Consider the following 21640-nt stretch of genomic DNA (forward strand, 5'->3'; position numbering starts at 1 on the left):
GTGTCCTTCCTATGCGTCGCGGTTGAGTAGTTCGTCGACCGCCCGCGCGAGCGGACGGTCGTCTGAAACCTGGATAAATGAACAGCCGGCGGCGTCGGCGGCCATTCGGTCGCGGTCGTCGTCGCCAATGAAGGTGTGCCGGCTCAGGTCAAGCGCGAAGTCCTTTTGCGCTTGGAAAAGCATGCCTGGTGCGGGTTTGCGGCAGTCGCAGCCTTCGTCCCACCCGTGCGGGCAGTGATAGATTGCGGCGATGTCGCCGCCGGCGGCACGGACATCCGCGCGCATGTGGGCATGAATCGAGTCCAAACCTGCGGTCGATAGATGGCCACGCGCAATCCCCGGCTGGTTGGTCGCGACGATCATGCGATAGCCGTTGTCCCGCAGCCTGGCCAGCGCTTCGAGTGCGCCCGGCATCCATTGCCACTGCGACCAGTCGCAAACGTATTGCGCGCGATTCATTTTCCGGTTCAGAACGCCGTCGCGGTCCAAGAGAACCGTGGGCCTGCGTTCAAGGAAACGAGCCGTTTCTTCCAGGCGATCTAGGCCGCCGATGGAATAGTAGCGATGTTCCGTTGCAAAGGCGGAGAGATCGCCGGCGGCTACGGCACGGGGATAGGCGTAAGCTTCAAAGGACACGTTGTCCTCGGGCAGGGCCGCTACGATCGAACGATCTACCAGAGCAAATCCGATATCGACGCCGAGGAGTCCCGGTGTCGTACGGCTCTTGTCATAGGCAATGACAATGCCGCGTTCGTCGATCGATACGTTGTCGCGGGAGCGCCCGTCGCGATTGCGATATACCGTAATTTGAAGCGGTTTGCCCGCGGCTTGCCGGGCAGCCCACGCCTTGCCGAGATCGAGCGGCCAATAATTATCGCAATATAGAAGTAGAAAGGTATCGTCCAGAAGGTGCTCGGCGCGCTTCAGTCGCTGGCCGGTTTCGTCCTCCACCGGAGAAATTTCGAATTGCACGTCGAGGCCGGGAGCGGGGTGTGCTCGGTAATGAGCTATCACGTCGTCTGCGCGGTATCCCAGCAGGACCAGAACGCGGGTGATCCCTTGCTCGCGCAATAGATCTAGAAGGTAATCGAGAAACGGACGTCCGTTGATCTGGATCATCGGTTTAGGGCGTTCGGCTGTCAGCGGACGCAACCTGGTGCCTAGGCCCCCCGCCAGAATAACCGCCTGCCTAATTGGATGTGTCGATGGAGACACCGCGTCCTCACAAAAGTACGCGGCGTTCTGCCGCGCACGCCTATGAAGGCACAGCTATTCTTAACAGTCTGTTAAACATGAAAGCCTAGGTTGGCGTGTATCGTTACTAGGAGACGCCAACGTGCAGCGGCCGAAACTCAGCATTTGTATCCCGACCCGAAATCGCCGGCTCTTCCTTGCCCGCCATCTTCGCCATATCTCGAAGTTCAAGAATTTGGACTACGAAGTCGTGATTTCCGACAATTTTTCGAGCGACGATACTGCGACCGTGGCCGAAGCTTACCGCGACGAGTTAAATGCGTTGGTCTATGTGCGCCAACAGTCGCCGCTCAACTTCTTCGAAACCCAAGTGGCGGCCGTCAACAACGCCAGCGGTCGTTACACGATCTGCACGTCGGACGACGACCTCCTTGTCGAGGAAGGGCTTCTCCGTGCGATCGAGCACCTCGATTGCGACCCGACGATCTCCGCGGTCTATGGCGCATGGGAAGGGTGGAAGCCCGAAGACAAGCAGCGCGCGTTTAAGGCCGCCGGGGTGACGAAAGAAACTCGGGTCCAGCAACGCGACCTGATCCACTGGTACCTCAATGCTTCCACCCCTGAATTGCCAATCATGCGCACCGACGTGCTGCACAAGTCGCATCTGCCGTTTCAGCATCAATACGGGTTCGACTTCTACGGCGCGGCGATGCTGACGAAATTCGGCGATTTGCTGATGATCCCCGACACGACGGTAAGGGTGACGCTCCATGCCGCCCAGGAGTCCCAAGCGCTCTATCGACCGGATATCCTCCAATGCTATCTCGCCGACTACGAACTTTTTTTCTCGCAGTTCGCTCCCTTTCGCGGCGGCGTCGGTTCGCAAATGGTGATGCACGTCCTGGCCAAGCAGTACATCGTCGCCGCTGAGCGGGCGATCGGTCGCGGGGCCTATTTGATGGGGCGCGACCTTCTGCTGCGTGCGCGAGTCTATTTGCCTGACGAAGCGGATATCCGGCTCGCGGCAATATGGAAGTCGCACCGCCTCCACTTTGTCGCCGAAAGCATCGTCGCGTTGATGACGTCGATGCATCCTGTCGAGAGGACCTTCATTGAGAGCGGTCCGGACACCGAGAGGGTGCGAGACCTAGTTTCCGCAATGCGGCAAGACGATGTCGTACTCGCCGGTTCGCGCGGCGACATTCTTGCCGTTCGCCTTTCTCCCAACGACCTCGTGATCGGTGCCGACGATTCGTTACGCGACGTTCTCGCCGATCGCTTTGGTTTTTGGATTCGCAAATACAGAACGCTGGACTCGCTCGAGCAAGCTGCGCGGATCGCGCCGGTGAACGACCTATCGGTCGAAGACTATTTGGACAAATTCTCCCCTGTTTCAACCGAGTTGCCGCAGCCCCAGCTCGTGGCCGGCGCCGCAAGCTGACGAGGTAACCATGACCGATCGCGCAAATACCGACCTCGAGCCGAGAGTTTCCGAATTCCGGAGCCCCGCGACGGATCGAGCTGAGATCCCGGAACGTCTCCTTCGCATCCGGCGGCTTCGGCAGATGGGTGTGGAACTCACCACCTCGTGCAATTTGGCGTGCGTCTATTGTCATTTCGCGCCGCTTTCGCGCCGGGGCAAGGATGCCGAACCGGAACTGATCGAGCGCATCGTCGAGTTCGTCGGGGAATTCCCCGTGGACTATGTGACCATGTCCGGCGATGCGGAGATCACGATGTTTCCAGCCTGGACCGGCGTCGCTCGCCGCCTCCTGGAGATGAAGATCGATCTGCGCACCATCAGCAATTTCTCCAAGGGCATTTTCTCGGATGAAGAAGTCGATGTCTTTTCGCAGTTCCGACAAATCCTGATCAGCTTGGATACCTCCGATGCGGCCCTGCTGAAGAAGATCCGCTACCGCGCTGACCTACGTACCATCACCTTGAATATGCAACTGGTACGGGCCAGAGCGATTCTAATGGGCCGCAAGATTCCGGAATTTGTCTGCAACGTCGTGCTGCACGACAAGAACATCGGTCATGTCGATAAGACTGTCGCGTTTGCCCTCGCTAACGGATTCTCCCAAGTCTCGCTGGTGCGCTTTGTCGATTTGGAGGAAGTCTCCGGCGGTCTCAACGATCTGCGAGACAATCCCAACGCCACCCAGGTCTATCAGATTCGCAGTCTGGACGTTGCCGGGTTGCATAAGGCCGTCCAGGCAATGCGCAAAGCCGTGGAAATCGCCGGTAATCGAATCACCCTGTCGATCCAACCGGACATTCTCGAGGAAATCGACGCCGGGATGAACGGCGATAAGGCCGCGCGGGAAGGGGCGCCGACCTATCCGCCGGGTACCCGACGGACCAAGGATTGCATCATGCCGTGGGATTTCTTCTACGTGCTGTGGAACGGTGATGTCCCGCCGTGCTGCATCGTCAAAGGCACCTTCGTCGACAATGTGAGCGGAAAGCCGATTACCGACGTGATCAATTCCGAAGACATGATGGACTGGCGGCGTACCCTGCTGACCGGCGATTTGAAACCGGAATGCGAGACCTGCACCTACGTACTCGATACCAACACCGCGAGCCTACGCCAGAAGGTGGAGAACTACCTGACCCAGTACGGAGATCCGATGTGAGCGGCCGTGGGGTAGGTGCCGATGCACCCGGAGCGGCGTTACAATGAACGAAATTGCCCCGCGCTTTGCCCGCCCGGTGGGGCGCGAAACGGTCGCGCGGCTTCAGGGCGTGTTTGACGACATCGTCCCGTGGTCAGGCACCGTAGGCGCTGGCCGCGTGCGCAGTTTCATGGGCGGCCTATTTCCGCGCGACGTCGACTCCGGCAAGGCCGCGGGCCGGATCGAAACTCGGCGGCCCGATCTCTCGGACGGCGAAGGTTTTGCCGAGTGGTACTCGATCCTCAAATCGATCGCGCGCGCGCGCGACCAATACACGATGGTGTCCCTGGGCGCCCACTACGGCGGCCCCTTAGTGGACGCCGTCTGCATGTTGCGCGCCCGCCGCCCAATGCCCTTTCGCCTGATCGGCGTCGAGGCCGATCCTTTCATGTGTGCGAGGGTGCACGAGCATTTTGCTGAGAACGACGTGCCGGAATCGGCGCTGACTCTGATCAACGCGGCGATCGCGGCGGACAACAAACCGGTTCTGTTCCCCGTCGCGCCGACGCGCACCGGCGCGGCGCGGGCGCTCACCCAAGCGGCCGATATCCGGACGATTTTCCAACATGTCCTCGCAGGCCGGCATGCCGAGAAGGTCCTGGCCGGCCTCCTGACCGACGGAAAGAGCGGTCTTTCCCAAGTTCTTCCGGGTACCGACGTGAATGCCGAGTTGCGCCTGTCGAGCGCCGTGACACTGGCGGACGTGATCGGTCCCCACGACCATGTCGACTACTTGGAAATCGATATCCAGTCGACCGAGCTTCAAGTTCTCCCGCCGTTCATGGACTTGTTGCGCGCTCGGGTCGGGTGGATTCATTTGGGGACCCACGGGGTCGAATTGCACCGCACCCTTGGGGCATTGTTCCGCGCCAACGGGTTCGAGGTCCATATCGACTGGGAGCCCGAGAGCACCTACTCCAGCCCTGACGGCATATTGCGCACTGGCGACGGCGTCTTGACCATGGCCAACACAGCCTTCGACTGACATGACGGCGCTCAGCATCTGCATTCCGACGCGTAACCGAGCCGAGCATCTGCGGCAGCACCTTGCGCATTTGGCGGACTTTAAGCTCGACTGCGAAATCGTCGTTTCGGACAACTGCTCGGACGACGATACCGCAACCGTGGTCGACAGCTTTCGCGATCGGATGTCCAATCTTTTCTACGTGCGTCAACCGCAGCCGTTGAACTTCTACGAGACTATGATCGCCGCGTGCAATCTCGCCACCGGCACCTTTGCGATGTACGCGGCCGACGACGACGCCCTGGTCGAAGATGGCATCGCCCATGCGATCGGGTTGATGACGCAAGACCCGGGCATCAGCGCCGTTTACGGCGCGTGGCAGGAATGGGATCCCAAGACACGATCGGTCATTACCGGTCACGCGGCGTTTGCCCGGGAAACGTCCATTGGCCACGCCGAATTGTTGCAGCTCTACACCGAGCAGAAAACGCCGGAGATGCCGATCTTTCGCGTCGAGGGTTTCCGCAACAGCCATCTGCCGGTCCAGCATCAATATGCCTTCGACTTTTTCGGCGCCGCCCTGTTTGCGGAGACTGGACGGCTGGTCTTCACGCCCGAACCGATCGTGCGGGTGACCCGCCACCCCGGCCAGGAATCGCACCGGCTCTACCGGCCCGACATCTTGCAGTGCTACCTCGCTGACTACGAGCTGTTTCTCAGCCGCTACTCCGAACTCGACACCGCGACGAGTACGGTGTTGGCCACTCGGGCGCTGGCCGAGCAATACCTCACCGCGGCGCAGCGCGCGATCGACAACCGCGAATTCCTCTACGCCCGCACGCTGTTGCAGCGCGCCGCTGTCTACCGTCCCGAGGATGCCCGTGCCGGGCTGCGGACGCTGGAGCGCGCCCACTTTAATGATCTGGTCGTCGAAAGCGTGGTTGGTTTGATCGCGACGATGCAGCCGGTGCGCCGCATCCTAGGTGTGGCTGACGCGACGTGTAGCACTATCGGCCAAGCTGCCGCGGAGAAGAGCGGCAAAACGTTTGTTGCACTCGGCATCGACGATCTCGCGCAATGCGCGGTGCACGAAGACGACTTTTTGCTCTACCAGGATGAGGCGGCATTGTCGCAACTCCGCAACCGCGTCGGGTTTCCGCTGCGTCGTGCAAGGCGGCTCGGGTCGATCGTGGCTGCGTTGCGCCGTACCGATGTGCCACCGTCCCAAGCAAACCTCCCCCTAGCCGCAAACGGTTAAGGGCGTTGCTCCCAAGGGAGCCCATCGCGCAACTGCAGTGAGGTGGCGGGCCCTCGCGTGCCGGCCAGATTCGTCGCTCAGTCCACCATCGCGAAGAACTCGTCGAGCGAGATCTTTGGCAGGCTTTGAAGCCGGCTGTTTGCCGAAACATTGAAGACAGGTGGCGGCGCGAACCCGTGCAGGGTCGCCATCGCGCCGATCTGAAAGGCAAGATCGCGGTCGCAGACGGCGGCGTCGTGGCGCATTGCCGTTTCGAAGTTCTCGCGCAGTTGGGTATTCCCGCCAAAGGCGATGACACCGGTCTCTGAGCGACCGCCGATCCCCGATTGGCCGACGAAGTGAGATGTCGTTTTGTCGGTCGGGACGCCGTAATCCGCGCCGATCAGGAACAGTCGTTTCGGTTGCGCTGCAACCAACAGCGGCAATGCGGCAAGCAGCGTGCCCTCCTGAATCGTCCCGAGCGGGTCGTCCGGCGTGACGCTGCGCAGAGCGTTTCCGGCCACGCTCATAACTCGCGGGCCGTTGACGGCAAGGAACGCGGCGCGGCTTTCAGGGTCGAAGGCCGCGGTCAACGCGGCCGGCGAGGTGATCGCCATGGTTCGACGGGCTTGCTGCAAAAACGGTTTCAGGTGGGTGAGGGTGCCGCGCAGGCTACCGGCCCCCAGCGCGAGAACGATGTCGAGGCCGCGCTGCGCCGGCCCCAAGACCTCGCGTTGGACAACGCCGAAACGATTGAGGCTGGAAAATGCCGGTTTGCGCTTGCCGAGTTCGCCGATCCGCGCGCCGAAATCGCCGAGCGAATGGCCATGGCAGAGCATCACGAGGTCGCGACCGGCGACGAGGCGGCGCAGGTCTTCGAGCCGGGCTGCCGCGTCGGCATGGCCCGCGTTCGGATAGGCGAGGCCGCGCGCGATGCCCGCGTCGCGCAGAATGGCGTAGGTGCCGAGTGCGCTCGAAGATTGTCTGGCTTCGTGTTCAAGCCGCGCGCGAAAGGCATACAGCTCATACACACGGGCACTCTCCGCATCGTCCATCGCGCGCCATTCGGCGGCCGACGGCGTTTGCGCGGGGAGGGCCGCATTGCACGCATCGATCGCTGCGCTGAAAACCTCGCGCGCCTCGTTCGGACGGTCCTGACCGGCCAAGGCGACGCCTAGGTAACGCAGCATCTGCGGGTTCAGACTACCGGCGCGCGCCTGATAGACACCGATGAAGTGCTCGGCGTCCTGGTACCGCTGTTGGTAAATCGATGCGTCGACGATTTGTTCGAGATGCGCGCCATCGGTGTCCAGCCCGGCCGCTTTGGCGAGTAGGTCCGGCACCTCGTGTAAATGGTCCAACGTGTGTTGCGATAGAACTGCATAGGCCGTCGCCAACGCTGGGTTCTTGGGGTCGATCATCAGGGCCCGTCGCAGCGCATCGATGGCGCCCGGCGCGTCGCCGGTCCCGGCCCGTAGCGCGGCGAGTTGTTCCAGGGCCGCCGCATTGTGAGGCTCGCAGCCGACAACAGCCTCGAGAGCCCGCCGGGCGAGCGCGTAGTTGGTGCGGGCCGCGGCGACCTCGTAGACCTGGGCGTGGGCTTCGGCGCTCGGATGGGCCGCGCTCAGTTTGAGGTAGGCAAGCTCCGCCAATGCGAGGTTACCCTGTTCCAGCGCGTCTTGCCCCGCTTGCTCGAGCGCGCCGGGGTCCGACAGAGCGATCGCCCGGGCGGGCGAAGGGCCGGTGGCAGCGCGTTCTGGGGGCGTTACGTTCATCATCTGCATTCCTCGGCCCGGCGTTGACGGGTTCAATCTTCGCACCCGCGCACGGGGATGCGTGGGCTTGGCGCAGGTCGACGGCTTGGACACCGCCGGTCGCCGCCAGTGTCGGTGCGGCGTGGTTAAGGCGCGGTTAACGGCGCCGCCCGGTCCTCGGTTGCCGCGGGCCGTGGAACCCCTATATTCCGCCCCATGAACGCGCCCGCACCCCACCCCGTAAACAGTCTCGGTTTCGCCAAGCCCGCCGCAGCGACGCGCGTGGTCGTCGCCATGTCGGGCGGCGTCGATTCCTCGGTGGTCGCCGGGATGCTCGCCCGCGAGGGCTATGAGGTCGTGGGCGTCACGCTGCAGCTCTACGACATGGGCGCTACCAGTGTGAAAAGCCGCACATGCTGTGCCGGTCAAGATGTCCACGATGCCCGGCGCGTCGCCGACACCCTGGGCATTCCGCACTATCTCCTCAATTACGAAGACCGCTTTCGCAGTGCCGTGATCGACGATTTTGTCGACAGTTACCTGGCGGGCCGCACGCCTATTCCGTGCGTCCGCTGCAACCAAAGCGTCAAGTTCGCCGATCTGCTGGGCGCGGCGCGCGATCTTGGCGCGGATGCGCTCGCCACCGGTCACTACGTCCGCCGCGTCGTCGGCGCGGCCGGACCCGAATTGCACCGCGGTGCCGACCTGGGCCGGGATCAATCCTACTTTCTGTTCGCGACGACGCCCGACCAGCTCGATTATCTGCGTTTTCCGCTGGGGCACTTGAACAAGACCGAAACCCGCGCGCTCGCCGCCGAATTCGGCTTGCTCGTCGCCGACAAGCCCGACAGCCAGGACATTTGCTTCGTGCCGAACGGCTCCTATCTCGATGTCGTCCGCCGCCACCGGCCCGAGGCCTTGGACGAAGGCGCGATCGTCGATCTTGAAGGTAACGAACTCGCCCGCCACCCGGGCATCGCCGGTTACACGGTGGGCCAGCGCAAGGGCCTGGGCTTGGGGGCGCTCACTGGCGCGGGCGATCCGCTCTATGTCGTGGCCCTGCGCCCCGAGGCCCGCGAAGTCGTGGTCGGCCCCAGGGAAGCGTTGCTGGTCGACGAGATCCGCCTGGGCGAGGCCAATTGGCTCACCCCCGACCTCGCCGCCGGGATGCCTCGGCCCTGCACGGTCAAGGTCCGCTCGATGCAGGACGTCCAATCGGCCACGGTCGTCCCGAACGGGCAGGGCGGGGCGCTTGTACATCTAGACGCCGCCGCCGCCGGCGTGGCCCCCGGCCAGGCCTGCGTCCTCTACGACGGCCCCCGCGTCCTCGGCGGCGGCTGGATCGAAGCGACCGCGCGCCGGGCCGACGCGGCGGCCTGGACCGCCCCGACGGCCGCGACCAAGGGAACCTTGACACCCCACGCCCCCAGGGCCTAAATCCCGCCCATCTCTGGCGGGGTAGCTCAGTTGGTTAGAGCAGCGGAATCATAATCCGCGTGTCGGGGGTTCGAATCCCTCCCCCGCTACCACCGTCTTGGTCATCTTCACGCCCACATTTCGGTGAACCTTACCAATGGACAAATGCGGCGTTTGATGCCCGGACGTTCCGTCCATCTCCTTCTTCCCTCTGAAACTGCCGTTTTACAAAGTTCGAGACGCAGTTCTGTTCCCGCCTTTGGTCCGTTTCGGTACGGCAGCGGAATCACAATCCGGTTATCAGACGTAATTGGCGTTGGCCGGACAAAGCCTCCTCGTCCCACACCGATTTGGGCTGGGACTGCCCCCTCGGGCTCGGCGCTTGCTGTCGCATCGGACACCCCCTAACGTCATTTCCTGCGGGTCGATGCCCGCTGAGCAACATGGGGAGGTCAGTATGAAGCGGGTTTTTCACGCGTCCCTTGCAGCAATCGCCGGTGCAGCGATCCTCGGTGCAGCGATGTTCTCCGGCATGCTAAGCGAATCGGCCGAAGCCGCCGACAACAGCACACTTCGAGTCGGCGTCTATGCGAAGGCCCCATCGCGAGGCAACCCCTACGGCGGCGGCGGCGTTCCCAGCATTTACTGGTGGGACCCGATCTTCGACGGATTCACCCGCGTCAATGACAAGGGCCAAACGGTGCCCTGGTTGGCGGAGAGCTGGGAACTCGTCAACGCTACAACGTGGCGATTCAAGCTCCGCCAAGATGTTGTGTTTACCAATGGCGAAAAAATGAATGCCGATGCGGCAGTAGCGACGATCATGTGGATGATCTCCGATGTGGGCCGCGCCACACCGGGTGGCCGCGAGTCACGAGGCATCACCGGTGCTACCAAGGTCGATGACTACACCCTCGACATCACGACCGAGAAACCGATGCCGCTGCTCGCAGGAACGGTATCGCGCGCCTACGTCGTGGCACCCAAGGCCTGGGCTGACATGGGCATCCAAGGATACTCGGCCAATCCGGCGACCTCGGGAGCTTACAAGGTCAAAAGCTGGAACGACTCGGGTGCCGAATTTGTTGCCTACGAGAATACGTGGCGCCCCCCCAAGATTCCCACGCTCAAGTATGTCGAGTTGCCCGAATCGGCGGCCCGTCTGCAGGCGCTAGTGTCGGAGCAAATCGACCTCGCTGTCTTGATTGCACCGGATGACGTCCCGGTCGTACGTGATGCCGGTCAGACCTCGTTCACATTCTCGTCGCCCAATATCATGAACATGGTGTTGATGACCGAGGACTATAAGAAGGCCTACGGAGAGAAGGGTTCGCCCTTCAAGGACAAACGCGTCCGACTGGCCATGAACATGGCGATCGACCGTCAGGCCATCGTCGATAACCTACTCGCCGGTCAGAGCAAACCGGCAAACCAACCGGCCAACCCGGCCACCTTTGGCTACAATCCCGATCTACCGCTCTACGAGTACAACCCGACTAAGGCGAAGGCTCTGCTTGCCGAGGCCGGCTATCCCAACGGCTTCGAGTTGATCGCGGAAATCATTCCGGGCGCCATCCCGCGCGACGTGGAGATCTACAGCTACCTTGCTGAGTCGTTCGGCAAGATCGGCGTCAAAGTCGATATGCGTCAGATTCCGTTCGCGGACTGGCTCAAGAAGTTTATCGGTGGTGGTTGGGAAGGCGCCGCAACCGGTTTCTCCGCCTTTGTGGACCCGCATATGGACGCGTCACGGCCGTTCACCAACTTCTCCTGCTACAAGCAGCCAAACCCGTTGATCTGCATCGACGACTTTATGCCGCTGCTCGATGCTCAGGGTCAGGAGATGGACCGCAGCAAACGTGAGGCGATGCTGAAGGAACTCATGGCAAAATCGCACAACGATGCACTAAGCCTGCCGATCCTGCTTGGTGTCGATATCTACGGTGCAACCAAACGGCTCAAGAACTTCGAATACTGGAACCGCGTTATCCTCTGGGAGAGGATGACCCTGGAAGGCGCTTAAGCCGACATTGGCCGACCAAGACCTACTGCCTGTGGCCCCTTTCGGGGCCACAGGTTTTTCTGGCGGAGGAAAAGAGGGCAAGGTGGTCCGCTGCGGCAGCCGCTTTGCAGCGGACCACAAGGGTCCCGCCCGTAGCAATGTTTCAAGCCATTGATTTTCTTAAGGCTTTGCTGTGTGAGGGCTTCTAACGTGAGGGGTGACGCCTCCCGCCCCGCAACCGAGGCTTTTGGCAATCCAAGCGCACATTCTGGTAAATGAACAAGGGTGGCCGAACTGAACGGGTCGGCGCACCTGCGTTTGCGGGTCGGCAAATGGGAATAGGCAGAGTGAACGGGATGTCAGCGGTTGCTTGATCTGATCACCGACAGGGTTCGCCGGTTGGGGCCAGTCCTCGCGGCGCTCGCCGTAACGGCTATCTCGGTCGCAGTTTCCGCCCTGGCGACAGGCGCGACAATGATCTTGCTCGACGCTGATCCATTCCCCGCACTCTATCTCGCGATTGGGACACCCTTTGTGCTGGCGTTACCAATAACCCTTGTAGCGTTCGGGGCGCTCGAGCGGGCCAACGACGCCCGAGCCCAGGTGGCCCACAGTGAGGCCGCGGCGCAGGCGGCCCAGGCCACCCTGAGCGATGCGCTCGAAAACATTCCGAACCCAACCATGATCCTGGGGCCGGATGAGCGGATACAGTTTCGTAACCGAGCGTGGCGGCGCTACTACCCGGAACTGGAAGAGGTCGTTCAGCTCGGCATGCGCTACGAGGATATTGTTCGTACCGTCCTCGAATCGGGCCTGTGGGATCCGATGGGGCCGCGCGAAGAGATACTGGAAAAGCGCCTGGGTCAATACCGCACCGCCGTGGGAAACGTCGTTCAAGAACTTGCGGACGGGCGCTTCATCCTGGCCAATACCAGCCGCTCGCGCGACGGCGGGACGATCCTCACCCATACCGACATCACCGATCTCAAACGGATCGACCGTTTGAAGGACGAGTTCGTCTCGATGGTCAGTCACGAACTGCGCACGCCGATTACATCGATCAAAGGTTCCCTCGATATGTTGGCAACCGCACTTAAGGACGGACGCGAGATCGACGTGTCCCAATTCGTCGATATCGCGAACCGAAACGCCGAACGCATGCTGGCGATCGTCAACGACATCCTCCTCGCCCAGGGGATTCAGGCGGGCGGCGTGGCGTTCGATGTGAAACCGACGCCAATGGTGCCGTTGGTGCAGAAAATCCTGAGTGCAAACGCCGGATTTGCCGATCGGTTCGGGGTCGCGTTTCGATTGCACGACGGACCTACCGAAGCATGCGCCAGCGTCGATGCGGACCGTTTCGGTCAAGTTCTGACTAACCTGCTATCCAACGCCGCAAAGTTCGCCCCCCGCGACAGTACCGTCGAGGTTTCCGTACGCCGCTTGGCCGACCGCGTTGAGGTCTCTGTTCACGATGAGGGTCCCGGTATTCCGAAGGAATATCACGAGCGGGTATTCGAACGGTTCTGGCGCGCCGACACCGCTGCCACCAGCGGCGTCCCCGGCACCGGTCTTGGTCTGAGCATTGCCCGTCAGATGGTCGAAGGGATGGGCGGTCACCTCGATGTGGAATCCGAACTCGGAAAGGGTACGACCTTTCGTTGTTCTTTACCGTTGGCCTTGGAGCCTGAGTCCTCCGCTTTGAACTAGATCGATGTCGTTTCCTGGCGTTGGCTCGGCGTCATGTCGTCTCGAGTCGGAACTTCAAAAACGCGGCCCCCTCGTGCACGACCTCGCCGACAAACCGGGCGCCAAGGCGCGCGAGCCCACCCAGATGTTTGCGCGAGGGCGGCACGAGGAACGTCACAAACGGAATCCGCTCGTCCGCCTGGGCAAACGCGATGGCTTTCCTGGCGATCCGCACACCAAGTCCAAAGCGGTCGGGCTTGAGCACCAGCCCGAAATCCCACTCGTCGCCCTCCTTCTGAAATCCGCCCCAGCCGACATAGGCGCCGTCCAATAGGATGGCCCAATGGCCGAGGCCGTCACGGTGCCAGTATTTTTCTTTGGCGGCGACGAACTCTCTCAGCGCGTGCTGGTCCCACTCGAAGGTGAGCAGGGGCAGGTGCGCCGCGACTCGGGGATCGGACATGTGGGCGGTGATCGCGCCCGGCGGTATGTCGGGCAATCGCGCGAAGGTGAGGTTGCCTTCAGTCATTTTGATGAATCAATGCGCCGACGCGCGCGACCGTGGACGCGCTTACCTCACGCCCGGCGGACCGGCGATAGGTTGACCAGGACTAGGCTCACGCCGATCAACACCAACGCTGCCCAAATCCACAGGCTGTTGGCGTCGCCGAAGATCCAAATACCAACGCCGATTCCGACCAGCGTCGCGATGTAGTTGACCATTGAGAAAAACACGGGGCCGGCGCGCTTGATCAGTTCGAAAATCAAGTAGAAGGCGAGAGCGTTGTTGGCCATCGCGATCAGCGTGGCCCAATGGCCGTCGCCGAACGCGCCGCCGAAGGCCCACCATTCGCCGGTCACCGCCATGACGACCAGCATGGACACCGAGCCGAAGAACGTCAGGCCGGCGGCGAACTGAACCGAACTGCCCTCGGGCGGGCGCAGCATCGCGACACATACCGCGTTCAGTGCGTAGCAGAACGGCGCGGCGAAGCCGAGTACGACCCACCCCACCATTTCCGGCGCGGGGAGGCTCGTCGAGGGCAGCAGCACAAACAGCACGCCCACCAGCCCCAGAACGATGCCGCCAAAGCGGACAAGCCGGAATCGGTCGAGCCGGAAGATCAACGCCAACGCATAGATGGTCACCGGGACCAGCGAGAGCCCGAGGCTAAGAATTCCGGAGGGCACCTTGGCCGCGACAAACGCGAAGATCAGATAGGGAACGGTGAAATTGAGCGTCGCCGTAACGATGTACACGCGCACATGGGCCCATTGCCGCGTCGGCAGGCCGCCAAAAAGGGCCGCCAAGGCAAACAGGATGACGCCTGCGCCCAGCGATTGCCAAAACACATACGGAATGAAAGGTAGCCCGTTGTCGGCGGCGACACGGTTGAGGACCAGGATCAGTGCAAACGAGAGGCCCAGCACGAACAGCATGGCCAGCGAACCGGCATCGGGTTTGCCCCAGGCCGCCGGCGCCGCGGGATCCGCCGCCGCATTCTGTTCGCCTGTCGTATCGTCGTGTGCCATCGAACCCCCCGGCGCGGGTCCACCCCGCGTTTTCAGAAACGCGAGTCTATAGCAACGTCGTCGCCAGTCGAACGCTGTTTGCCGCCTGCGGCGGCGCTAGTCGATTACCCCGGCGGCGCGCAACCGTGCCGAAAGGCGGACCTTGCGCTCATGGCGATCCGGTTTGAGGTCGTCGCGCATTCGTTGGGCGATTGTCAGCAGGATCTCCCGTTGGCGCGCCGGATCCGCCACCCGCCATGCGCCGATTTCCTCCAGGGTGCGATAGCACCCCTTGCATTGCCCCGTTCGCATGTTCATCTGACAGACGGAAATGCAGGGGGATACGGTTTGGACGGGCGTCCTCATAGGGTCATCCGAGAAACGACACAGCCATAGTCCCATAGGTAGCGAAGCCGAACCGAAATTCCAAGCCGCGTTCCCGCAGTCGTTGCGTCCGCCGATTTCCGGCCGAGCTTTTTTCGGCCGCGCCCATTGTTGCGCGGTTAGCGCTTGAGGATTCCGCGTACGCCGCCCGCACCCTTTTCCAGCAAAGACTTGGCCTTGCCGCCAACCTCTCCCTCGAGCTTTTGTAGAACGCCCGATTGGATCGCCGCCTGACCTGCCGCGGCACTCACGGCGGCAAGAATCACTTTGGCCACCTCGGCCGGTTTCGCGCCACCGTCGTCCTTGCCGATGTCGTTCAATGTTATAGACGGCAAATCCGCGCCAACGCCTCGATCAAGGCCCGCGGCCTTCAAATCGACCCGGCCGTCGGCAATGGTGATCCGTTCAATCACCAGTTTCTTCTTGTTTTCAGGGTTGTCCGTGTTCGAGGGCGAGGATGCGCCACCGCTGCCTTGGGCAAGCGTTTGCTGCAACTGCGACACGTTGGTGCCGGCGCTATTGACCTCGACCGTTACCTGCGGGGCGGTCACGCTGATTTCTCGGATGACGATGGTGTCTTCGGTCAGGGATCCGATATCGAGCACGATACGGGCTTCACCGATGCGCATCGTGCGTTCCTCGAACCCCTGGGGATGGCCGATAACAAGGCCCCGGATGGTGCCCTCGCCGGATCGCAGCGAGATGCTGACGTCGTCCACAGTCACCGCCGTCTGGGTGACGTCGCTTCCCACCCGCTCGATGGCGGCCTTGACGATCGAATCGACCGAGGCCAACGCGACGACCAAAACGATGACCACGACCACAACGACAACCGCAATCGCGCCTCCGCCGATAACCAGACCTTTTCTCATGGGCAATCCTTTTCAACGAGGTGGCGAAACACTATGCGGAACCACGGGTTTTTCGCAACGCGGCACTGGTTTAGCGATCAAACCAGAAGGCGCGCATCTGTGCCAATTTTGCTATAATACCGGCAGAATACAACCTGGACCGAGGGAGAAGCCTACCATGGAGCAACAACAGGTCGCGACGTTTAGCGGGTTTGGACGCCACGGGATCAGTCCCGAAACGGTGCACGACGAAGACGCGCGCAGCAATTTCATGATGGACCTCTACCGTCATCTCGGTGCCAAGGCGGGGCCGGGCCGCCGCGACGTGTTCGAGAAACGGGTCAAGCCAGCCTTCGTTCAGGAACATGGCCGTGCGCCCAAGGATCGGCACGAGGTCCGCAAGGCGGTCCAAAACGACCCCTATTTCCAGTACTGGGGCCACCTTCGCGTACTGGCCAACCAGACGCTGTTCTACGAAAACGGCCGCACGGTGGAGCGCCAGCTCGATACCCTGATCGAAAAAGCGAAACCGCGGGCGCGGGAAAAGGGCCATCTCGATCTCGACCCGAATTTCAAGGTGCCGAAGTACCAAGCCCCCCTGGACATGCACTGGATGCCAGGCAGCTTCTTTACTGAAACTGCCGAGGGCGATGTCGCCGCCGGGGCGATGTACGACTCGGGCGGTCTCTATGTGATGACCTCGGGTAATCTTGGGCCCCTGGGGGACGGCGGCGCCTATTCGGTCGTCAATTATTTGCGCGAGAAGTACCCCGATTTCACGCCGACGCGGATCCTCGACCAGGGGTGCACGGTGGGCCACAACACGTTGCCGTTCAAGGAGGCTTGGCCCAAGGCCGACGTCATCGGGATCGATATCGGCGCACCGGTTTTGCGTTACGCCCATGCCCGGGCAGAAGCGATGAACTACGACGTGACCTTCGCGCAGCAAAATGCCGAACACACCAAGTACGAAGACGAAAGCTTCGACTTCATTGTCTCGACAATGTTCCTACACGAAACGTCGCGCAAAGCCGTCCACAACATCATTGCCGAGGGCTATCGTTTGCTGAAGCCCGGCGGGTTGATGTTGCATGTCGAGCAGCCGCCGTTCCGCTGGTTTGCCGATCCGTTCGATCAGTACGTGCGCGACTGGGATACCCATAACAACAACGAACCGTTCTGGGGTCCGATGCACGATATGGACCTCGAAGAGGTCGCCGTTGCCGGTGGCTTCAAGCGCAAGGATGTCATCCAGGAGATGGCTCAATTGATCAAGCCAACCAAAACCGACAACTACGCCAAAGGGCCCGGCGAGTGGTACGTCTTCGCGGCGTGGAAGCGCTAGGCGCGCCGACAGCTCCCTATATCCTATTGGTCCGACGCGCCTCGCAAATGGCGGTGCGCGTCGGACTCAGTTTCGCAAGTCCTTGGGAACCTACCGCTCGGCGCACTGCGCCTCAGCGCAGGTACGTTGTATTGTTGAGGCAGGCTTCGTAGAGATCGACCAAACCGACGCCGTCGCGCGGTCGGATATTGCCGGCTCGGACCTCACCGTCGACCGCTTTCTTGACTCGCTCGGCCATGGCCGAGGGGTTGTACTGCATGATGTTGAGAACTTGTGCGGCTGACGTCCCCTGAATCACCTCCTCGACGTAGAAGTCGGTCGGGTCGTCGTCGTCGCAAAATACATGCGCCTCGTTCAATCGCCCGAACAGGTTGTGCATGTCGCCCATCACGTCCTGATAGGCGCCTGTCAGGAAAAGGCCGACGTAGTAATCCTCGCCGGCGCGCAACGGATGTAGCGGCACCGTAGGTCGCGCGCCCTGTTCGCCGATGAAGTGATCGATCTTGCCGTCGCTATCGCAGGTGATGTCGGCGATCGTGCAGTTGCGGGTGGGTTCCTCATTGAGCCGGGTGAGCGGAACCAGCGGCAGTATCTGGTCGATGGCCCAGGTATCTGCAGCGGACTGAAATAAAGAAAAATTGCACAGATATTGAGACGCCAGGATTTCATCGATCCCGCGCAAGTCGCCAGAGACGTCCTCCTGGGATCGAATACCTTCGGCAACGGCACGCATGACCTGCCAGTAAAGGGTTTCCGCTTTGGCCAGTTCCTCAAGGCGAATGATGCCCAGTTTGAATCCGTCGAGTACGTCACCCAGCAACCGCGACACACGGTTGTAGGACTCTTGATAGTTTTCTTGTTCGAGGACTTCCGCGTGCGCTGCTCGCATCGCGGCGATCAAATCGTGTTCATCCTCGACCGGCGCGGTATCGAAACCGTTCGTGTTGCTCGATATTTCGCCGATCACTCTCATGATGACGCACGAATGATGAGCGGCGATTGCGCGCCCGCTTTCGCTGACCAAATTGGGGTGGGCAACGTCTTCATGGTCGCAAATGCTTTGGACGTTCTGGATGACACTGCGGACATATTCGGCGAGCGAATAGTTCATCGAGGAGTGCCCACTCGTCCGGCTGCCGTCATAGTCGACGGCGAGGCCGCCGCCGACGTCCAAATAGTTCAACGGTACGCCGCGTTTGCGCAGCCGTGCGTATATCCGGGCCGCTTCCTGGGTGGCATCGTTGACGTAGCGAATATCGGAAAGCTGGCTGCCGATGTGGAAGTGGAGAAGCTGAACACAGTCGCCGTAACCGCTGTCGGCGATATGGTCTATGGCGTTGAGGATTTCCGAGGTGGTCAGCCCGAATTTAGCGTGCTCGCCGCTCGATTCGCTCCATCGCCCCTCCGCCTTGGCACGCATTTTTGTGCGCAATCCGATGATGGGCCGGACCTGCATTTCAGCGGCAAGCCTTAGGAGCGGCGAGATCTCCGACGTTTTTTCGATCACGACGACTACCTTGCGGCCGATCTTGTTGCCTAGGAGCGCCAGCCGCAGAAAGTCGTCGTCCTTGTACCCATTGCAGATAATCAAGGCCTCCGGGCCGACATCGTAGGTCAACACCGCCATCAGTTCCGCCTTCGACCCGGCTTCCAGCCCGTAATTATGCGGCCGGCCCGCGTCGACGATCTCGTCCACGACCTCGCGCATTTGGTTGACCTTGATCGGATAAACGCCGCGGTAGTGGCCGCTGTAACCCGCCTCTTCGATCGCGGTGGCAAAGACCTTGTTGAGCTCCTCGACCCGGTTCCTGAGGATGTCATGGAACCGTAAGACGATTGGAAACTGAACGTTCTGTTGTCTCAGTTCGTCGACCACCTCTTGGACGGCAATCGTGACGTTGCGATTGTCGACCACAGGCAGAACTTGCAACCGCCCCTTATCGTCGACACCGAAGTAACCCTCGCCCCACCAGTTGATCCGGTATAGAGCTTCCGAATCTTCAACCGTCCAACCCATAGACACCGCACTCCGTTTTTCGAGGTGTTGACGACGGCCCTACCTGACATACTCGGCGCCGGTTCGTCCTGTAGCGTGGAAACAACGAATGCCAGACAGCAAGCTAGGCGATCAAGCCTTTCGGAACAAAGCCCTTCATGGTCGCTGGCCGGAAATGACCTATGGCGGGGCGCTGAGTTTTCTCCGCCGCCGCTACAGCCGCGATCTGGCGGGAGTGGACGTTGCCGTAACGGGGATCCCCTATGACGGCGCGGTAACTTATCGTCCCGGCGCCCGGCTGGGGCCGCGGGCGGTTCGGGCGGCTTCGGTCCAGCTTGCCGAATTGAAGGCATTTCCCTTCGGCTTCGATCCGTTCGAGACGCTGGCGGTGGTCGACTACGGGGACTGTTTTATCGATCCCCACCATCCCGAGACCGTCGTCGAAACGATTGCAGCGCATATCGACGGGATCGTCGCTGGCGGCGCGATCCCGTTGTCGATCGGCGGCGATCACTTTGCGACCTACCCGATCCTGCGAGCGATTGCCCAGCACCATGGGCCTATTGCGCTGGTTCATTTCGACGCTCATTGCGACACGTGGAGCGACGACGGTGAGCGATTCGACCATGGTTCGATGTTCCTGCGCGCTAAAAAGGAAGGGCTGATCGATGTCACCCGGTCCTGTCAGGTCGGAATCCGCACCCACGACGATGTCGATCATGGGTTCGAGGTGCTGACTGCGCCTTGGGTACACCGGCACGGGATCGAAAAAACGGTCGCGGCGATCAGGGCACGGGTCGGCGGCGCGAAGACCTACGTCACGTTCGACATCGACTGTCTCGACCCAGCTTACGCGCCGGGGACAGGCACACCTGTGCCCGGCGGTTTGACATCCGCGTGCGGGTTGGAACTTGTTCGCGGGCTCGCTGGCCTTGACCTCGTCGGCGCGGACGTCATGGAAGTGTCGCCGGCCTACGATGTCTCCGAAATCACCGCCCTGAGCGCGGCCACAATAGCTCACGACCTTCTTTGCCTCCTGGCGATCGCCAAGGACGCCGTCGCGGCTCAGGAATCCTAATTCAGTTAGGTCCACAATCGGTCAGGGAGCGGAGGAGCGGCGCGGCAGGGTCAGCCAACGGTGAGCCATCCGCAAACCGGCCCATGCGATCATGACGAGGAGCGCTGCACTCAGCGACAGCGCCGCGCCCCATGATTCCACCGTTACCGTAATCAGCAGGAATCCGGCCGAAAACCCGATCATCGAACGAACGATGCTGGCCATCGTCGCGGCCGTCGTCTGGCCGCCCAAACGTGGCATGGCGATCAAGACCAGGCTGGTCAAGGTTACCGGATAGACTGCAACGATGCCCGTCGCCTTGGGGCCGATCACGTGGCCAAGACTCACGACACCGGCCACGAACAACCCGACGATGGTGCCCCGCACGGGCAGATCGTACCACTGCGGTCGGATCGCCCGGCCCGGCGGCGGGCCGGCGGGAATATCGCGGGTCAGGACGACGGCCGCCGTGAGGCCCAGCACGTTGACCGCGAGTGCCCAGGGCAACGTCCAGGTTTGCGTGCCGATCGCAGCGGCGACGATCAGCCATGTCCCTGTCGCGACCGCCAGCGTCGCGATCATCGACAGGCGGGGAGCGGCGTAGGCCAGAACAACCAGGAAGATCACTGCGCCGGTGTTGCCGACCAAGCTGTTGAGCGCGCTTACGGCCAGAAACGTGTCGTTGTAGTCGATTGCCAACATGACGTAGGCCGGCCCCGCGGAAGTCGGCAGGCCGACGACTAATCCGCCCCAGAACGGTCCGCTTTTCTCAGCCGCGATCGCGGCGGCAATGACGGTGAATGCCGTGATCGCAACTTTTATCAGCAGCGAAAACCAAAGGGCGTCGAAAAATGGAATGGTGGAAACCGGCTAGGGTACGGGCGCGACATACTGCCCGATCGCATCAATCCCGCCAACGCGGAAAATACGATGGCGCCTACGTGAGCCTGCCTGTATCGGCTGTCGCTTAGCGGAACCAGTCCGGCTTCAGGCGGAGGACCAGTGCATCGAGCGAAACGCGCCCCGCGCCGAAGGCAACGAGCATTACAAGGGGAAAGACCCACAACAGACGCTGGTCGAAAAGGTCCACCGCCTGACGGTCTAACCAAGCGCCGGCCTCGGCACCGTGAAACGCGATATCCACGATGGTTTGAACCACCACGAACCCGATCATGCCGAGTGCCGAGAGGCGTGTCAGCAAACCGGCGACGATGAGGATTGGCAAGGCAAATTCGGCCAACGTGCCAGCAATGACGATCGCATGCCATGGAATGAAAGGAATCGCGGCGGTGTCGTAAACGTAGCGCTCGGCTACCGGCGGCAGGATTTGCGCGAAAGCGCCTGGTGTCGGGTTGAAGACGCCGAACAACCCAGGTCCAACCTTTGTTGCAGCGCTGTTGAGGTAGTAGGGCAGCAGGACGGCCAGGAACAGCAACCGCGCGGACAGGCCGACGAACCACCCCGACAAGGCTTTTTCGCCGCGGGCGGCGATCCGCCCGTGCACCTGAACGATTTTTCTTAGTGGCCCAGCGGATGCCGTTGGTTCGGTCATCATGAC

Annotated in this window: 18 protein-coding genes and 1 tRNA gene; 10 read left to right on the forward strand and 9 right to left on the reverse strand. The window is 61.5% G+C overall.

All coding sequences use genetic code 11. The features are described 5' to 3' along the window. Positions 1 to 9 precede the first annotated feature (9 nt). A complete protein-coding gene (locus RID42_10165; protein MEQ8248036.1) occupies positions 10 to 1215 on the reverse strand; it encodes an HAD-IIIA family hydrolase in 1206 nt (401 codons plus the stop codon). Positions 1216 to 1336: 121 nt separating this feature from the next. Here RID42_10165 and RID42_10170 point away from each other — a divergent pair, with 121 nt between their 5' ends. Genes RID42_10170 through RID42_10185 form a run of 4 tightly spaced genes read left to right on the forward strand, consistent with a single transcriptional unit; the run spans position 1337 to position 6097 of the window. Further along, entirely contained in the window at positions 1337 to 2635 is a 1299-nt protein-coding gene (locus tag RID42_10170) for a glycosyltransferase family A protein (protein ID MEQ8248037.1), read from the forward strand. A 10-nt stretch (positions 2636 to 2645) separates the two neighbouring features. After that, on the forward strand, positions 2646 to 3836 hold the full coding sequence (locus RID42_10175) for an SPASM domain-containing protein (protein MEQ8248038.1): 1191 nt from the start codon (positions 2646 to 2648) through the stop codon (positions 3834 to 3836). A 43-nt stretch (positions 3837 to 3879) separates the two neighbouring features. Then, positions 3880 to 4860: a hypothetical protein gene (locus tag RID42_10180; GenBank protein ID MEQ8248039.1), complete on the forward strand. Its 981-nt coding sequence runs from the start codon at positions 3880 to 3882 to the stop codon at positions 4858 to 4860. A gap of 1 nt (position 4861) precedes the next feature. After that, positions 4862 to 6097, forward strand: a complete 1236-nt coding sequence (locus RID42_10185) for a glycosyltransferase family 2 protein (GenBank protein ID MEQ8248040.1) — start codon at positions 4862 to 4864, stop codon at positions 6095 to 6097. 77 nt (positions 6098 to 6174) lie between these two features. Here RID42_10185 and RID42_10190 read toward each other — a convergent pair whose 3' ends face one another. Next, positions 6175 to 7854 carry a hypothetical protein gene (locus RID42_10190; protein MEQ8248041.1) on the reverse strand — a complete coding sequence of 560 codons (1680 nt, stop codon included), beginning with the start codon at positions 7852 to 7854 and terminating at the stop codon, positions 6175 to 6177. Between the two features lie 192 nt (positions 7855 to 8046). Between RID42_10190 and mnmA the strand changes: the two genes are divergently transcribed. From mnmA to RID42_10210, 4 genes are all read left to right on the forward strand, one after another. Beyond that, positions 8047 to 9267 (forward strand): tRNA 2-thiouridine(34) synthase MnmA, encoded by a 1221-nt coding sequence (mnmA, locus tag RID42_10195; GenBank protein ID MEQ8248042.1) that lies wholly within the window; start codon positions 8047 to 8049, stop codon positions 9265 to 9267. Between the two features lie 15 nt (positions 9268 to 9282). Then, positions 9283 to 9359 (forward strand) — tRNA-Met (locus tag RID42_10200). 344 nt (positions 9360 to 9703) lie between these two features. Further along, complete coding sequence (locus tag RID42_10205) at positions 9704 to 11269, forward strand: ABC transporter substrate-binding protein (protein ID MEQ8248043.1); 1566 nt, start codon at positions 9704 to 9706, stop codon at positions 11267 to 11269. Positions 11270 to 11614: 345 nt separating this feature from the next. After that, positions 11615 to 12958, forward strand: coding sequence for an ATP-binding protein (locus RID42_10210; GenBank protein MEQ8248044.1), 1344 nt, complete (start codon positions 11615 to 11617; stop codon positions 12956 to 12958). 31 nt (positions 12959 to 12989) lie between these two features. Here RID42_10210 and RID42_10215 read toward each other — a convergent pair whose 3' ends face one another. The 4 genes from RID42_10215 to RID42_10230 form a co-directional block, all read right to left on the reverse strand. Beyond that, on the reverse strand, positions 12990 to 13466 hold the full coding sequence (locus tag RID42_10215) for a GNAT family N-acetyltransferase (protein ID MEQ8248045.1): 477 nt from the start codon (positions 13464 to 13466) through the stop codon (positions 12990 to 12992). Positions 13467 to 13513: 47 nt separating this feature from the next. Further along, positions 13514 to 14470 carry a DMT family transporter gene (locus tag RID42_10220; protein MEQ8248046.1) on the reverse strand — a complete coding sequence of 319 codons (957 nt, stop codon included), beginning with the start codon at positions 14468 to 14470 and terminating at the stop codon, positions 13514 to 13516. A gap of 96 nt (positions 14471 to 14566) precedes the next feature. Then, positions 14567 to 14815, reverse strand: a complete 249-nt coding sequence (locus RID42_10225) for a DUF1289 domain-containing protein (protein ID MEQ8248047.1) — start codon at positions 14813 to 14815, stop codon at positions 14567 to 14569. 137 nt (positions 14816 to 14952) lie between these two features. Continuing rightward, complete coding sequence (locus tag RID42_10230) at positions 14953 to 15705, reverse strand: hypothetical protein (GenBank protein MEQ8248048.1); 753 nt, start codon at positions 15703 to 15705, stop codon at positions 14953 to 14955. A 157-nt stretch (positions 15706 to 15862) separates the two neighbouring features. On the opposite strand from RID42_10230, the gene RID42_10235 reads away from it, so the two are divergent. Further along, positions 15863 to 17029 (forward strand): class I SAM-dependent methyltransferase, encoded by a 1167-nt coding sequence (locus RID42_10235; protein ID MEQ8248049.1) that lies wholly within the window; start codon positions 15863 to 15865, stop codon positions 17027 to 17029. Between the two features lie 112 nt (positions 17030 to 17141). Here RID42_10235 and speA read toward each other — a convergent pair whose 3' ends face one another. Next, complete coding sequence (speA, locus tag RID42_10240) at positions 17142 to 19046, reverse strand: biosynthetic arginine decarboxylase (protein MEQ8248050.1); 1905 nt, start codon at positions 19044 to 19046, stop codon at positions 17142 to 17144. Positions 19047 to 19134: 88 nt separating this feature from the next. On the opposite strand from speA, the gene speB reads away from it, so the two are divergent. Further along, the gene (gene speB / locus RID42_10245) at positions 19135 to 20103 is read left to right on the forward strand and encodes an agmatinase (protein MEQ8248051.1); all 969 of its coding nucleotides are present in this window, start codon (positions 19135 to 19137) and stop codon (positions 20101 to 20103) included. Positions 20104 to 20124: 21 nt separating this feature from the next. Here speB and RID42_10250 read toward each other — a convergent pair whose 3' ends face one another. Both RID42_10250 and RID42_10255 read right to left on the reverse strand, forming a co-directional pair. Next, on the reverse strand, positions 20125 to 20784 hold the full coding sequence (locus RID42_10250) for a hypothetical protein (protein MEQ8248052.1): 660 nt from the start codon (positions 20782 to 20784) through the stop codon (positions 20125 to 20127). 265 nt (positions 20785 to 21049) lie between these two features. Then, positions 21050 to 21637 carry a TQO small subunit DoxD gene (locus tag RID42_10255; GenBank protein ID MEQ8248053.1) on the reverse strand — a complete coding sequence of 196 codons (588 nt, stop codon included), beginning with the start codon at positions 21635 to 21637 and terminating at the stop codon, positions 21050 to 21052. Between the last annotated feature and the right edge of the window lie 3 nt (positions 21638 to 21640).

It is taken from the genome of Alphaproteobacteria bacterium (assembly GCA_040216735.1).
Classification (GTDB): domain Bacteria; phylum Pseudomonadota; class Alphaproteobacteria; order SHVP01; family SHVP01; genus CALJDF01.

Bases quoted from the DNA above. Each gene is read 5' to 3' on its own strand.
- RID42_10175 (MEQ8248038.1), top strand. From the start codon at position 2,646: ATGACCGATCGCGCAAATACCGACCTCGAGCCGAGAGTTTCCGAATTC.
- RID42_10180 (MEQ8248039.1), top strand. From the start codon at position 3,880: ATGAACGAAATTGCCCCGCGCTTTGCCCGCCCGGTGGGGCGCGAAACG.
- RID42_10185 (MEQ8248040.1), top strand. From the start codon at position 4,862: ATGACGGCGCTCAGCATCTGCATTCCGACGCGTAACCGAGCCGAGCAT.
- RID42_10190 (MEQ8248041.1), bottom strand. From the start codon at position 7,854: ATGATGAACGTAACGCCCCCAGAACGCGCTGCCACCGGCCCTTCGCCC.
- mnmA (MEQ8248042.1), top strand. From the start codon at position 8,047: ATGAACGCGCCCGCACCCCACCCCGTAAACAGTCTCGGTTTCGCCAAG.
- RID42_10205 (MEQ8248043.1), top strand. From the start codon at position 9,704: ATGAAGCGGGTTTTTCACGCGTCCCTTGCAGCAATCGCCGGTGCAGCG.
- RID42_10215 (MEQ8248045.1), bottom strand. From the start codon at position 13,466: ATGACTGAAGGCAACCTCACCTTCGCGCGATTGCCCGACATACCGCCG.
- RID42_10220 (MEQ8248046.1), bottom strand. From the start codon at position 14,470: ATGGCACACGACGATACGACAGGCGAACAGAATGCGGCGGCGGATCCC.
- RID42_10225 (MEQ8248047.1), bottom strand. From the start codon at position 14,815: ATGAGGACGCCCGTCCAAACCGTATCCCCCTGCATTTCCGTCTGTCAG.
- RID42_10230 (MEQ8248048.1), bottom strand. From the start codon at position 15,705: ATGAGAAAAGGTCTGGTTATCGGCGGAGGCGCGATTGCGGTTGTCGTT.
- RID42_10235 (MEQ8248049.1), top strand. From the start codon at position 15,863: ATGGAGCAACAACAGGTCGCGACGTTTAGCGGGTTTGGACGCCACGGG.
- speA (MEQ8248050.1), bottom strand. From the start codon at position 19,046: ATGGGTTGGACGGTTGAAGATTCGGAAGCTCTATACCGGATCAACTGG.
- speB (MEQ8248051.1), top strand. From the start codon at position 19,135: ATGCCAGACAGCAAGCTAGGCGATCAAGCCTTTCGGAACAAAGCCCTT.
- RID42_10250 (MEQ8248052.1), bottom strand. From the start codon at position 20,784: ATGTTGGCAATCGACTACAACGACACGTTTCTGGCCGTAAGCGCGCTC.
- RID42_10255 (MEQ8248053.1), bottom strand. From the start codon at position 21,637: ATGATGACCGAACCAACGGCATCCGCTGGGCCACTAAGAAAAATCGTT.